Annotated in this window: 11 protein-coding genes and 1 riboswitch; of the genes, 7 read left to right on the top strand and 4 right to left on the bottom strand. The window is 70.1% G+C overall.

Annotated features, from left to right (window positions below):
* Window positions 1–22 precede the first annotated feature (22 nt).
* From F4556_RS11665 to gcvT, 4 genes are all read right to left on the bottom strand, one after another.
* The gene (locus F4556_RS11665) at window positions 23–1,390 is read right to left on the bottom strand and encodes an L-serine ammonia-lyase (protein WP_184914042.1); all 1,368 of its coding nucleotides are present in this window, start codon (window positions 1,388–1,390) and stop codon (window positions 23–25) included.
* 167 nt (window positions 1,391–1,557) lie between these two features.
* Window positions 1,558–2,823 (bottom strand): serine hydroxymethyltransferase, encoded by a 1,266-nt coding sequence (gene glyA, locus F4556_RS11660; RefSeq protein WP_184914040.1) that lies wholly within the window; start codon window positions 2,821–2,823, stop codon window positions 1,558–1,560.
* Window positions 2,824–2,913: 90 nt separating this feature from the next.
* The gene (gcvH, locus tag F4556_RS11655) at window positions 2,914–3,288 is read right to left on the bottom strand and encodes a glycine cleavage system protein GcvH (protein WP_184914038.1); all 375 of its coding nucleotides are present in this window, start codon (window positions 3,286–3,288) and stop codon (window positions 2,914–2,916) included.
* An 88-nt stretch (window positions 3,289–3,376) separates the two neighbouring features.
* Entirely contained in the window at window positions 3,377–4,495 is a 1,119-nt protein-coding gene (gene gcvT, locus F4556_RS11650) for a glycine cleavage system aminomethyltransferase GcvT (RefSeq protein ID WP_184914036.1), read from the bottom strand.
* A 151-nt stretch (window positions 4,496–4,646) separates the two neighbouring features.
* Window positions 4,647–4,749, bottom strand: a riboswitch (glycine riboswitch).
* 283 nt (window positions 4,750–5,032) lie between these two features.
* Here gcvT and F4556_RS11645 point away from each other — a divergent pair.
* From F4556_RS11645 to F4556_RS11615, 7 genes are all read left to right on the top strand, one after another.
* Window positions 5,033–5,842: an enhanced serine sensitivity protein SseB gene (locus F4556_RS11645; protein ID WP_184914035.1), complete on the top strand. Its 810-nt coding sequence runs from the start codon at window positions 5,033–5,035 to the stop codon at window positions 5,840–5,842.
* A 111-nt stretch (window positions 5,843–5,953) separates the two neighbouring features.
* Window positions 5,954–6,721, top strand: coding sequence for an enhanced serine sensitivity protein SseB C-terminal domain-containing protein (locus tag F4556_RS11640; RefSeq protein WP_184914033.1), 768 nt, complete (start codon window positions 5,954–5,956; stop codon window positions 6,719–6,721).
* A gap of 417 nt (window positions 6,722–7,138) precedes the next feature.
* Window positions 7,139–8,119 (top strand): ABC transporter permease, encoded by a 981-nt coding sequence (locus F4556_RS11635; RefSeq protein ID WP_184914031.1) that lies wholly within the window; start codon window positions 7,139–7,141, stop codon window positions 8,117–8,119.
* Between the two features lie 146 nt (window positions 8,120–8,265).
* Window positions 8,266–10,038 (top strand): ABC transporter substrate-binding protein, encoded by a 1,773-nt coding sequence (locus F4556_RS11630; protein ID WP_184914029.1) that lies wholly within the window; start codon window positions 8,266–8,268, stop codon window positions 10,036–10,038.
* A gap of 121 nt (window positions 10,039–10,159) precedes the next feature.
* On the top strand, window positions 10,160–11,158 hold the full coding sequence (locus F4556_RS11625) for an ABC transporter permease (RefSeq protein ID WP_184914028.1): 999 nt from the start codon (window positions 10,160–10,162) through the stop codon (window positions 11,156–11,158).
* Entirely contained in the window at window positions 11,155–12,234 is a 1,080-nt protein-coding gene (locus F4556_RS11620) for an ABC transporter ATP-binding protein (protein ID WP_184914026.1), read from the top strand. Before F4556_RS11625 ends, F4556_RS11620 begins: the two co-directional genes overlap by 4 nt.
* 29 nt (window positions 12,235–12,263) lie before the next feature.
* A complete protein-coding gene (locus tag F4556_RS11615) occupies window positions 12,264–13,310 on the top strand; it encodes an ABC transporter ATP-binding protein (protein WP_184914024.1) in 1,047 nt (348 codons plus the stop codon).
* Window positions 13,311–13,335 lie beyond the last annotated feature (25 nt).

Below are 13,335 nucleotides of genomic sequence, written 5' to 3'. Positions count from 1 at the left end.
GAGCCAGGTCAGAGCGCTGAACTCAGCACTCGATGACGTTGACCGCGAGGCCGCCGCGCGAGGTCTCCTTGTACTTGACCTTCATGTCGGCGCCGGTCTCCTTCATGGTCTTGATCGCCTTGTCGAGGGAGACGTGGTGGCGGCCGTCGCCGCGCAGCGCCATCCGGGCGGCGGTGACGGCCTTCACGGAGGCCATGCCGTTGCGCTCGATGCAGGGGATCTGGACCAGGCCGCCGACCGGGTCGCAGGTCAGGCCGAGGTTGTGCTCGATGCCGATCTCGGCGGCGTTCTCGACCTGCTCGGGGCTGCCGCCGAGGACCTCGGCCAGGCCGCCGGCCGCCATCGAGCAGGCGGAGCCGACCTCGCCCTGGCAGCCGACCTCGGCGCCGGAGATGGAGGCGTTCTCCTTGAAGAGCATGCCGATCGCACCGGCCGCGAGCAGGAAGCGGACGATGCCGTCCTCGTCGGCGCCGGGGATGAAGTTGGTGAAGTAGTGCAGGACGGCGGGGATGATGCCGGCCGCGCCGTTGGTGGGGGCGGTGACCACCCGCTGGCCGGAGGCGTTCTCCTCGTTGACGGCCATCGCGTAGAGGGTGACCCACTCCATCGCGTTGGCCGGGCCGATGCCCTCGGCACGCAGCGCGCGGGCGCCGGAGGCGGCCCGCCGGCGGACCTTCAGGCCGCCCGGCAGGATGCCCTCGCGGCTCATGCCGGCCGCGACGCACTCCTGCATGACCCGCCAGATCTCCAGCAGCCCGGCCCGGATCTCGGCCTCGCTGCGCCAGGCCTTCTCGTTCTCCAGCATCAGGCCCGAGATGGAAAGGCCGGTCTCCCGGGTGAGCCGGAGCAGCTGGTCGCCGGTGCGGAAGGGGTAGCGCAGCGCGGTGTCGTCGGGGACCACCCGGTCGGCACCGATCGCGTCCTCGTCGACCACGAAGCCGCCGCCGACGGAGTAGTACGTCTTCGACAGCAGCTCGGTGCCGTCGGCGTCGAAGGCCCACAGCGTCATGCCGTTGGCGTGGTACGGCAGCGAGCGGCGGCGGTGCAGGATCAGCTGGGTGTCGGGGTCGAAGGCGATGTCCTGGACCCCGAGCAGGTGGAGCCGCTTCTCGGCCTTGATCCGCTCCACGTCGACGTCGGCCTGGTCGACGTCGACCGTGCGGGGGGAGTTGCCCTCCAGGCCGAGCAGGACGGCCTTCGGGGTGCCGTGGCCGTGGCCGGTGGCGCCGAGCGAGCCGAACAGCTCGGCCCGGATGCCGGCCGTCTGGGCCAGCAGGCTCTCGGACTTCAGGCGGCGGGCGAACATCCGGGCCGCGCGCATCGGGCCGACCGTGTGTGAGCTGGAGGGGCCGATGCCGATGGAGAAGAGGTCGAAGACGCTGATGGCCACGGGGTGACGTCCTTGTCTGGTCTCGTGGAGGGTGACGGCCCGTCTTGTGGACGGACACGCGCTGAGCATGGGACGGGGCACCGCCTCACTGTCCAGTGTGCGCGGTGCCCCGGGTGACCGGGAGGTGTGGCGGGTGTCGCCTGTCACACCTCCCGGCGAAGAGCCGACTACAGCTCGGGGTAGAGCGGGTACTTCACGGCCAGCGCGGTGACCCGGGCCTTCAGCGACTCGGCCTTGGCCTCGTCGAAGGTGGGCAGCAGGGCCTCGGCGATGATGTCGGCGACCTCGCTGAAGTCCTCGGCCTGGAAGCCGCGGGTGGCCAGCGCGGGGGTGCCGATCCGCAGGCCGGAGGTGGTCATCGGCGGGCGCGGGTCGTTCGGGACGGCGTTGCGGTTCACCGTGATGCCGACCTCGTGCAGCCGGTCCTCGGCCTGCTGGCCGTCGAGCTGGCTGTTGCGCAGGTCGACCAGGACCAGGTGCACGTCGGTGCCACCCGAGAGGACCGAGACACCGGCCGCGGTCGCGTCGTCCTGCAGCAGGCGCTCCGCGAGGATCCGCGCGCCGGCGAGGGTGCGCTCCTGGCGCTCCTTGAACTCCGGCGAGGCGGCGACCTTGAAGGAGACGGCCTTGGCCGCGATCACGTGCTCGAGCGGGCCGCCCTGGAAGCCGGGGAAGACCGAGGAGTTCAGCTTCTTGGCGAACTCCTGCTTGGCCAGGATGATGCCGCCGCGGGGACCGCCGAGCGTCTTGTGCGTGGTGGAGGTGACCACGTCCGCGTACTCGACCGGGTTCGGGTGCAGACCGGCGGCGACCAGGCCCGCGAAGTGGGCCATGTCGACCCAGAGGTAGGCCTCGACCTCGTCGGCGATCCGGCGGAACTCGGCGAAGTCCAGCTGGCGCGGGTAGGCGGACCAGCCCGCGATGATCACCTTGGGGCGGTGCTCCTTGGCGAGGCGCTCGACCTCGGCCATGTCGACCAGGCCGGCCGAGTCGACGTGGTACGCGACCACGTTGAACTGCTTGCCGGAGAAGTTCAGCCGCATGCCGTGGGTCAGGTGGCCGCCGTGCGCCAGGTCCAGGCCCAGGATGGTGTCGCCGGGCTGGGCGATCGCGAACAGCGCGGCCTGGTTGGCGGAGGCGCCGGAGTGCGGCTGCACGTTGGCGTACTCCGCCCCGAACAGCTCCTTGACCCGGTCGATGGCGATCTGCTCGGCCACGTCGACGTGCTCGCAGCCACCGTAGTAGCGGCGGCCGGGGTAGCCCTCGGCGTACTTGTTGGTGAGGACCGAACCCTGCGCCTCCATCACCGCGACGGGCGCGAAGTTCTCGGAGGCGATCATCTCGAGGGTGGTCTGCTGGCGGTGCAGCTCGGCGTCGACCGCGGCGGCGATCTCGGGGTCGAGCGCGTGCAGGGACTGGTTAAGAACCGTCATGTCAGGGTCTTCCCGTGGGGCGGTGCGGGCAATGGACCAAGGGAGAGAGCCGGCCGCCGCGCTGCGGCCGACCCCCCGTCAACCAGTGGTTCAGGCCTTGATGAAGGCGTCGTACTCGGCGGCCGACAGCAGCTTGTCGGTCGCCTCGACCTTGACCTTGTAGAGCCAGGCGTCGCCGAACGGGTCGCTGTTGACCGAGGCCGGGTCGTCGATGACGGCCTGGTTGATCTCGACGATCTCGCCGGTGGCGGGGGAGTACAGGTCGCTGACCGACTTGGTCGACTCGAGCTCGCCACAGGTCTCACCAGCGGTGACGGTGTCACCGACCTCGGGGAGCTGGACGTAGACGATGTCGCCGAGGGCGTCAGCCGCGTGCGCGGTGATGCCGACCGTCGAGACACCGTCCACGGCCTCGGTCAGCCACTCGTGCTCCTCGGTGTACTGCAGGTGCGTGGGGTTGCTCATGGCGTCATTCTCCAGGATCGCAAGAGGGTAGGGCGAAGCCGTCCGCTGAGCGGACCGGGGGACTGCGGGAACTGAAAGGGTGTCAGGCTCAGCGGGCGCGCTTGTAGAACGGCAGCGCGACGACCTCGACCGGCTCGTGCTTGCCGCGCACGTCGACGGCCACCGCGGTGCCGGGGGCGGCGTGCGCCGCGTCCACGTACGCGATGGCGATCGGCTTGCCCAGGGTGGGGGACGGGGCACCCGAGGTGATCCGCCCGATCGGGGTGCCGTCGACGCTGACGACGTCGTACTCGGCGCGCGGGACGCGCTTGCCCTCGGAGACCAGGCCGACCAGCTTGCGCGGCGGGTTGGCCTCGGCCTGTGCGGCGGCGGCCTCCAGGGCCTTGCGGCCGACGAACTCGCCGTCGTTGGTGGTCTTGTCGAAGCGCACCACCCGGCCCAGACCGGCGTCGAACGGGGTCAGGTCGGTGGACAGCTCGTGCCCGTACAGCGGCATGCCGGCCTCCAGGCGGAGGGTGTCGCGGCAGGACAGGCCGGCCGGGACCAGGCCGACCGGGGCGCCGGCCTCGGTCAGCGCGTTCCACAGGTGCTCGGCGTCGGCCGGGGCGCAGAAGACCTCGAAGCCGTCCTCACCGGTGTAGCCGGTGCGGGCCAGCCAGACCTCGCGGTCCGCGACGGTGGCGGGCAGCAGCGCGTAGTACTTGAGGCCGGGCAGGTCGGCGTCGGTGACCGAGGCCAGGATGCCGTTGGCCTCCGGGCCCTGGACCGCGATCAGCGCGTAGGCGTCCCGGTCGTCCCGGACCACCGCGTCGAAGCCGGCCGCGCGCTCGGTCAGCGCGTCCAGCACCACCTGGGCGTTCGAGGCGTTGGCGACCACCATGTACTCGGTCTCGCCGGTGCGGTAGACGATCAGGTCGTCCAGGATGCCGCCGTCCTCGCGGCAGATCATGGTGTACCGGGCGCGCAGCACGCCGAGCGCGGAGATGAAGCCGACCAGCGCGTGGTCCAGCAGTTCACCGGCCTGAGGGCCCGTCACGGTGATCTCGCCCATGTGCGAGAGGTCGAAGAGACCCGCCTTGGTACGGACCGCGAGGTGTTCCTCACGCTCGCTGCCGTAGCGGAGCGGCATGTCCCAGCCGGCGAAGTCGGTCATGGTCGCGCCGAGCGAGCGGTGCAGCGCGTCGAGCGCGGTGAGGCGAGGGGACATGGTGACTGGACTCCTTGGCAGCAAACGGGCATGCGGGGGTGGAGTCTCCCCGTCTGTCGTCACAACCTGAGAGCTTCACCGCACATCCAAGGATGGCGGCTTGCACCGTGGGTGGGCGCACGGCGCGGCCGTGTCCACTTTCCAGATCTGCCTCGCCCGGGCGGTAGGGGTGCCTGAGAGATTCCGGGGAGGACTTGCTCCTTCGGCGCCGGCCTGTGCCACGAGGGCAGTCCGGACTCTCCCGCGCGGGTTCGAGCGGCCAGTGTGAAGTTGTGGGCGGGGTCATCATGGCACGAGTCGACGCCCCAAGGGGAGAGGGGGCCGGGCCGAGGGCCTGTCTGCCGATTCCCGTCGGGGCCGGCCCGCCCGGCACGCACGCTCGCCGCACGGCCGAAACGACCAAGTAGCTCCGCTACGAGGCCGCCCCGGCCGCACGCCGAGCGCACGCACCGAACGACCCGGCCTGATCCGACGGGAATCGGCAGACAGGCCCTACGCTCTTGGCAGCAAAGACATAGAGGGGCGGTAGCAGGGGCGATGGGGTACCCGGCGGGCGACACAGGGGCGCAGGCATGGGCGGAGCCGGGCACCGCGCCGCCCGGCGGCAGCTGGCCGGTCAACGAGCTGGAGCAGGTGCTGACCGCCGCGCTCGGCGACCCGGGCGCGACGCCCCGGGTGATCGAGGTGCTGGCCCGCAGTCAGATCTGGATCCCGCTGCCGGCCGGGGCGGACCCACAGGGCAGCGGTCTCGATCTGCCCACGATCGAACTGGCGGGCTCGCCGTACGTCCCGGTGTTCTCCTCGCAGGAGACCTTCCTGCGGCACGCGCCGGGTCTGGCCTTCGCGATCGCCCCGGCCTGGGAGTTCGCCCGCGGGCTGCCGCTCGGGGTCGGCATCGCGGTCAACCCGGAGGCGCCGGTGGGGATCCCGGTGCCTCCGGAGGGGGTCGGCGAGCTGCGCCGCGGGCCGCAGGGCGAGCGCTGGGAGCAGCAGCCGGACGGTGCGCGGGTGGCGCTGCGGGAGCCGGAGCCGGCCGAGGAGCCGTACGCCTTCCTGGGCGCCGCGATCACCGAACTCGCCGAGCTGCCGGGAGTGCTGACGGCCCGTCGGGCGCTGGCCGGGGTGGAGCGGGACACGCCGGTGCTGTTCATCGGGGTGCAGCTGGACGCCGGCTGGCCGGCCGATCCGGGGCAGGTGAACGAGGCGCTCGGCCGGGCGCTCGGAACCACCCCGCCGCCGTGGGGCGTCCACCTGGTGCTGCTGGATCTGGTGGCCGATCCGGTGGTGGAGTGGATGCTCACCCGGGTACGTCCCTTCTACGTCAGGTCCGGGGCGGTCGCGGGCTGAGCCGGCGGGGGACCCGCCGGTACGGGGCGGCGGTATGACGGCTGTCCGGGCGGGCCAATAGGCTTCGCTCGGAGCCCAGGGCGAGACGGGCGGAAACGGGCGGAGCGAGGCATGAGCGCGGGAGCGACGGCAGACGGCGCGATCGAGCGCGCCCTCGGCGAGGTCGCGCCCGACCGCTTCGACGCCTACGAGCGGCTGCTGTACGCGCTGGCCGAGGGCCGGGTCTGGATGCTGCTCTGGCACGGCACCCCCGGCAGCCCGGACGCCCAGTACGGGAACATGGAGCTCGGCGGCCACGGCTACGCCCCCGCCGTCACCTCGCCCGAGCAGCTGGCCGCGAGCGGCTGGGCCCGAAGTCACGAGGTGATCTCCGGACCGGAGATCGCCAACGCCCTGTACCGGACGCGCTGGGGCCTGTGGCTCAACCCGCACGTGCCCGGCGGCGGGGTCGGTGTGCCCTGGGCCGACCTGCGGCGGATCGCGGCCGGCCTGGACCGGCTGCCGGCCGGGCCGCTCCAGCTGACCGACCCGGTGGTCCAGGCACCGCAGTTCTACGCCCAGTTGCAGCGCGAGGCGGCCGAGGTGCGCCCGGTCCGGGCGCTCCGGCAGGCCTGGGTGCGCCCGGCTCTCGGTGAGCCCTACCTGGCGATCGGTCTCGACCTGTACGACACCTCGCCGCCCGCCGTCGAGGCGGCCCGGGCGCTGGTGCACCGGGCGGTGCCGCAGATCCCGGCCGGGCTGCCGGTCTCGACGGTGGTGCTGGCTGACGAGTGGGACCCGGTGGCGATGTGGATGCGCGCCTTCGCCCGCCCGTTCTTCGATCGGGAGGCCCGCCCCTACCCGGCCCAGGGGTACTGGCCGCACCAGCCCTGGCAGTGAACCCCCCTGCTCCGAAGGGGTAGTTGGGGTACGTCCGGTTTGTTCATCTGCACGCATCTTGACAGACATGTAACAGCCGTGTGAAGAGCGCTATTCGGCAAGATCACGAGTGCATGCAGACAGATCACAGTTGGGCATCCTTCGGTTGTCAGGTCTGGCGTGCGACAACCCGAATGGCAGAGAGTCTGCCCAAAGCGGTTCAAGGGTTCGGCCAACCCGGTCCTGCAACTCCCTTGCTTTACAGCATTCTTCGTACACCGCCGCATCCGCGGCCGGCAGCACCGCACCGACGCACCAGCACCACCACCGCATTAGTACGCGACACCGGACCACCTTCGGGCCCGGGCCCCACCGGGCCCGCGCCCGTGTGTCCGGACCGTGGGCCGGCCACCGTCGGCGAGGGGAACGAACTGAGACATGAGCACTTCCACTGAGAGCACGACCGACGCTCCGCCGCCAACTGCCGTACCGGCCAAGCGGATCGAGGGCCGTTCACCCGGCCGGATCGCCTGGGACCGGCTGAAGCGCGACAAGATCGCGCTGACCGGCGGCGTCGTGGTCCTGCTGCTGATCCTGGCCGCGGTCTTCGCGCCGGTGCTCATCGCGCTGTTCGGCCATCCGGTCGACGAGCCGCACCCGGACCAGATCAACCCGGACCTCGGGCTGCCGCTGGGCTCCTTCGGTGGCATGAGCGGTGACTTCCTGCTCGGGGTCGACCCGACCTTCGGCCGTGACGTCTTCAGCCGGATCATCTACGGCGCCCGGATCTCCCTCACGGTGGCCCTGCTGTCGGCCGCCTTCTCGGTGGTCATCGGCGTCCTGCTGGGCACCGCGGCCGGCTACTTCGGCGGCTGGGTCGACTCGGTGATCAGCAAGGTCATGGACGTCCTGCTCGCCTTCCCCCAGCTGCTGTTCAGCATCGCGCTGGTCTCCGTCATGCCGAGCTCGCTGCTCGGTGTCGACGGCAGCTTCCTCCGGATGGGCATCCTGGTGGTGGTCATCGGCGGCTTCGGCTGGCCCTACATCGGGCGGATCGTCCGAGGTCAGGCCCTGTCGCTGCGTGAACGCGAGTTCGTCGACGCGGCCCGCAGCCTGGGCGCCGGCAGTGTGCACATCCTGCTCCGCGAGCTGCTGCCCAACCTGGTGGCGCCGATCCTGGTCTACGCGACCCTGATCATCCCGACCAACATCCTCAGTGAGGCCGCGCTGAGCTTCCTGGGCGCGGGCGTCAAGCCGCCGACCCCCTCGTGGGGCCAGATGCTCTCCGAAGCCACCAAGATCTACCAGGTCGACCCGACCTACATGGTCGTCCCCGGTCTGGCGATCTTCATCACCGTCCTCGCCTTCAACCTGTTCGGCGACGGCCTGCGCGACGCGCTCGACCCCAAGGGCAACTGAGCCCGCGTCCAGCACCAACTGCCTCACCCCGCACGGCCGTCCGACCCCCATCGGCGGCCGGTCCACCCCGCGGCCCACCCACTTGGGGGACCACAGCCCCCCGGCGGACCGCTCAGGCCCGCACATCATCAGGAGGATCCGTACCCATGACGCGTAATAGGACGCTCGCCGCCGCCGCCCTGGTGGCCACGCTGGCCCTCACCGTCTCCGCCTGCGGCGGCTCGAAGGGCGGCAGCGCCGGCGACGGTGCCAGCAAGTCCGCCTCGAAGGGCGGCTTCAACGCCGCCGTCGACAAGGTGCACAACCCGTCCGACAAGAAGGGCGGCACCCTCAACCTGTGGTCCGCCACGGACGTCGACTCGCTGGACCCGGGCCGCGCCTACTACGCCTCGGTGTGGAACTACGAGCGCTTCTACGCCCGTACGCTGCTCGCCTTCGACGGCAAGCCCGGCAAGGAGGGTCTGAAGCTCGTTCCGGACCTCGCCGCCGCGCAGCCGGAGATCTCCGCTGACGGCAAGACCTACACCTTCAAGCTGAAGAGCGGCCTGAAGTTCGAGGACGGCTCGGCGATCACCACCAAGGACATCAAGTACGGCATCGAGCGCATCTTCGCGCAGGACGTCGTCGCCGGTGGTCCGACCTACCTGATCAACTCGCTCGACCAGGGCCAGGACTACAAGGGTCCCTACACCGACACCGACCCGAACAAGCTGGGTCTGAAGACGGTCGAGACCCCGGACGACAACACCATCGTCTTCCACCTGAAGGACGCGGACTCCTCCTTCCCGTACCTGCTGGCGATGGGCTCGGCCTCGCCGGTGCCGCAGAAGCTGGACACCGGTGCCAAGTACGGTGACAAGCCGGTCTCCTCGGGCCCGTACAAGTTCAAGTCGGCCGAGCCGGGCAAGGGTTACGAGCTGGTCCGCAACGAGCACTGGGACCCGGCCACCGACTCGTTCCGCAAGGCGCTGCCGGACGTCGTCAAGCTGACGATCACCACCAACGCCGACGACATGGACGCCCGTCAGCTGGACGGCACCGCCGACCTCGACTGGGGCCAGACCGGTCTCTCGCAGGCCGCCCAGGCCAAGGTCCTCACCGACCCGGCGCTGAAGGCCAACACGGACAACCCGTACAACGGCTTCATCCGCTTCATCTCGCTGGTCCCGAAGGTCGCGCCGTTCGACAACATCCACTGCCGCAAGGCGGTGCTGTACGCGGCCGACACCACCGCGCTGCAGACCGCCCGTGGCGGCTCCTCGGCCGGTTCGCTGTTCGGCTCGATGCTGCCCCCGAACATCCTCGGCTCGGACGACTACGACCCGTTCGGCCTGACCAAGGGCAAGCCGGACGTCGAGAAGGCCAAGGCGGAGCTGAAGGAGTGCGGTAAGCCGGAGGGCTTCACCACCACCATCGCCGTCCGTGGCAACAAGGCCAAGGAGGTCAACTCGGCCGTCGCGCTGCAGACCGCCCTGAAGGCCATCAACGTCACGGTCAACGTCGAGCAGTACGACGGCAAGCTGCTGGCCTCGGTCGCGGGTTCGCCCGACACCGTCCACACCAAGAACTACGGCCTGATCGTGGCCGGCTGGGGCGCGGACTTCCCGAACGGCCACGGTTACATGCAGCCGCTCATGGACAGCCGCTTCATCACCAAGACCGGTAACAGCAACTACCCGGAGACCAGCGACCCGGAGGTCGACGGCTGGTTCGACCAGGCCGCGGCGACCACGGACCCGGCGAAGGCGGCCGAGTTCTACAAGAAGATCAACCACAAGGTCGTGGACCAGGCGGTCTGGCTGCCGATCGTCGCCGACAAGGCGCTGAACTACCGCAACCCGCGCCTGACCAACGTGTTCATCAACGACGCCTTCGGCGAGGTGGACTTCCAGGCCCTGGGTGTCTCTGACGGCAAGTGACCCCGACCTGTCCCCGCTTCCGTAGTTCGCTCAGCTAGTCCGAAGGGCAGGTGAAGGCTCCGCCGGGGCCGGTCGGAACTCCTACAGGGGTTCCGGCCGGTGCCCGGCGGGGTCGACCGCAATGCTCGTGTATTTCATCCGACGGCTCGTCAATGTCGTCGCCATGCTCGTGGTGGTCGCTGCGGTCACCTTCGCCATCTTCTTCATGGTGCCGAAACTCACCGGCACCGACCCTGCGCTCTACTACGTCGGCAAGATCGCCGACAAGGCCGCGGTCGAAGGCGCCCGACACAAGATGGGCCTCGACAAGCCGATCATCGAGCAGTTCTACCTGTTCCTGAAGGGGCTGTTCGTCGGGCGCGACTACAGCACCGGCGTCAGCGTCTCGCACTGCGCCGCCCCGTGCTTCGGGTACTCCTTCAAGACCGAGCAGGCGGTCTGGCCGCTGCTGCTGAACCGGCTCGGCGTCACCGCCTCGCTCGCCGCCGGCGCCTCCGTGCTCTGGCTGGTCTTCGGTACCGCGACCGGTGTGGTCTCGGCGCTCAAGCGCCGCACCCTGCTGGACCGGATCACCATGACCACCGCTCTGGCCGGCGTCTCGCTGCCGATCTACTTCACCGGCATGCTGGCCAGCGCGATCTTCGTCTACCAGCTCGGCTGGTTCCCGCACGACTACGTCGAGCTGGGCACCGACCCGATCGCCTGGGCGCAGAACCTGATGCTGCCCTGGATCACCCTGGCCTTCCTGTACGCCGCGACGTACGCCCGGCTCACCCGGGCCACGCTGCTGGACGTGCTCGGCGAGGACTACATCCGGACCGCGCGGGCCAAGGGCCTGAGCGAGCGGAAGGTGATCGGCAAGCACGCGATGCGCTCCACGCTGACCCCGATCCTCACCGTGTTCGGGATGGACCTCGGCGGTCTGATCGGTGGCGCGGTGCTCACCGAGTCGACCTTCAACTTCCGTGGTCTGGGCTACGAGGCGGTCTACGCGATCAACTCCAGCGACCTTCCGGTGATCATGGGCGTGACCCTGTTCGCCGGCTTCTTCATCATCCTGGCGAACCTCGTGGTTGACGTGTTGTACGCCGTGGTCGACCCCCGGGTGAGGCTGACATGAGCAAGAACACCACCATCGTCCCCGGTCAGCGCGGCGAGGCTCCCGAGGGCTTCCTCACCGTCCGCGACCTGCGGGTGCACTTCCCCACCGACGACGGCCTGGTCAAGTCCGTCGACGGCCTCAACTTCTCCCTGGAGAAGGGCAAGACGCTCGGCATCGTCGGCGAGTCCGGCTCCGGGAAGTCCGTCACCTCGCTCTCCATCATGGGTCTGCACCGCACCGGCACCAAGCGCGGCGCACCCCGGATCAGCGGTGAAGTCTGGCTGGACGGCGAGGAGTTGGTCAGCGCCGACCCCGACCGGGTGCGGCAGCTGCGCGGCCAGAAGATGGCGATGATCTTCCAGGACCCGCTGACCGCGATGCACCCGTACTACTCGGTCGGCGCCCAGATCGTCGAGGGCTACCAGGCCCACCACCCGGGCGTCTCCAAGAAGCAGGCCCGCACCCGGGCGATCGAGATGCTCGACCGGGTCGGCATCCCGCAGCCCGACAAGCGGGTGGACTCCTACCCGCACGAGTTCTCCGGCGGCATGCGGCAGCGCGCGATGATCGCGATGGCGCTGGTCAACGACCCCTCGCTGCTGATCGCCGACGAGCCCACCACCGCGCTGGACGTCACCGTCCAGGCGCAGATCCTGGACCTGATCCGGGACCTGCAGCAGGAGTTCGGCTCCGCGGTCATCATCATCACCCACGACCTGGGTGTGGTGGCCGAGCTGGCCGACGACATCCTGGTGATGTACGGCGGCAAGTGCATCGAGCGCGGCCCGGCGGCCTCGCTCTTCGAGTCTCCCGAACACCCCTACACCTGGGGCCTGTTGGGCTCGATGCCGCGACTGGACCGGCCGCTCCAGGAGCGTCTGATCCCGGTCAAGGGCACCCCGCCCAGCCTGATCAACGTCCCGTCCGGCTGCGCCTTCCACCCGCGCTGCCCGTACGCCTCGCTCACCGGCGGCCGGTCCGACACGGACGTCCCCACCCTGGCCGAGGCCGCTCCCGGGCACCACGCCGCCTGCCACCTGCCGATCGCCGAACGGCACCGGATCTTCACCGACGAGATCGCGCCCCGGCTGTGAGCACGTACCACCCCTCAGGAGAAGACCCCATGACGGACGCATCGACGGCGACGCCCAAGCTGATTCCTGCGGCTTCGCCTTCCCCGGCCTCCGACCGTGAGCCGCTGCTCCGGGTCTCCGGGCTGGCCCGGCACTTCCCGATCACCAAGGGACTGATGGGCCGCAAGACCGGCGCGGTCCGGGCGGTGGACGGGATCGACTTCGAGGTCCGCGCGGGTGAGACCCTCGGCGTGGTCGGCGAGTCCGGCTGCGGCAAGTCGACGATGGGCCGACTGGTCACCCGACTGGACGAGCCCACCGCCGGCAAGATCGAGTTCGAGGGCCGGGACATCACCCACCTCGGCGTCTCGGCGATGCGTCCGCTCCGCCGCGACATCCAGATGATCTTCCAGGACCCGTACTCCTCGCTGAACCCCCGGCACACCATCGGCACCATCGTCGGTGCGCCGTTCAAGCTGCAGAAGGTCGCCACCGAGCACGGCACCAAGCGCGCCGTGCAGGAGCTGCTGGAGCTCTGCGGGCTCAGCCCCGAGCACTACAACCGCTACCCGCACGAGTTCTCCGGCGGGCAGCGGCAGCGGATCGGGATCGCCCGGGCACTCGCCCTCAAGCCGAAGATGATCGTCGCCGACGAGCCGGTCTCCGCGCTCGACGTGTCGATCCAGGCCCAGGTGGTGAACCTGCTCGACGACCTGCAGAACGAGCTCGGCCTGACCTACCTGATCATCGCGCACGACCTCTCGGTGGTCCGGCACGTCTCCGACCGGGTCGCGGTGATGTACCTCGGCAAGGTGGTGGAGATCGCCGACCGGGACTCGCTCTACACGGCGCCGATGCACCCGTACACCACCGCGCTGATGTCGGCCGTGCCGACGCCGGACCCCCGGCGCAGGCACCAGCGCGAGCGGATCCTGCTCACCGGCGACGTGCCGTCCCCGATCAACCCGCCCAGCGGCTGCCGGTTCCGCACCCGCTGCTGGAAGGCCCAGGACATCTGCGCGAGCCAGGAGCCGCCGCTCGCCGCGGCCAAGGCGGGGCACCAGGTGGCCTGCCACTTCCCGGAGAACGCCGTCTAGCCTTCTGGCAGGGGCTCCACCATCT

Source organism: Kitasatospora gansuensis, from assembly GCF_014203705.1.
Classification (GTDB): Bacteria; Actinomycetota; Actinomycetes; order Streptomycetales; family Streptomycetaceae; genus Kitasatospora; species Kitasatospora gansuensis.
Note: the sequence above shows the minus strand (reverse complement) of the source record. Positions and strands in the feature narration are given on the sequence as shown.

Excerpts from the sequence above, each read along its gene's own strand:
- glyA (WP_184914040.1), bottom strand. The coding sequence starts at position 2,823 with ATGACGGTTCTTAACCAGTCCCTGCACGCGCTCGACCCCGAGATCGCC.
- gcvH (WP_184914038.1), bottom strand. The coding sequence starts at position 3,288 with ATGAGCAACCCCACGCACCTGCAGTACACCGAGGAGCACGAGTGGCTG.
- gcvT (WP_184914036.1), bottom strand. The coding sequence starts at position 4,495 with ATGTCCCCTCGCCTCACCGCGCTCGACGCGCTGCACCGCTCGCTCGGC.
- F4556_RS11645 (WP_184914035.1), top strand. The coding sequence starts at position 5,033 with ATGGGGTACCCGGCGGGCGACACAGGGGCGCAGGCATGGGCGGAGCCG.
- F4556_RS11640 (WP_184914033.1), top strand. The coding sequence starts at position 5,954 with ATGAGCGCGGGAGCGACGGCAGACGGCGCGATCGAGCGCGCCCTCGGC.
- F4556_RS11635 (WP_184914031.1), top strand. The coding sequence starts at position 7,139 with ATGAGCACTTCCACTGAGAGCACGACCGACGCTCCGCCGCCAACTGCC.
- F4556_RS11630 (WP_184914029.1), top strand. The coding sequence starts at position 8,266 with ATGACGCGTAATAGGACGCTCGCCGCCGCCGCCCTGGTGGCCACGCTG.
- F4556_RS11625 (WP_184914028.1), top strand. The coding sequence starts at position 10,160 with ATGCTCGTGTATTTCATCCGACGGCTCGTCAATGTCGTCGCCATGCTC.
- F4556_RS11620 (WP_184914026.1), top strand. The coding sequence starts at position 11,155 with ATGAGCAAGAACACCACCATCGTCCCCGGTCAGCGCGGCGAGGCTCCC.
- F4556_RS11615 (WP_184914024.1), top strand. The coding sequence starts at position 12,264 with ATGACGGACGCATCGACGGCGACGCCCAAGCTGATTCCTGCGGCTTCG.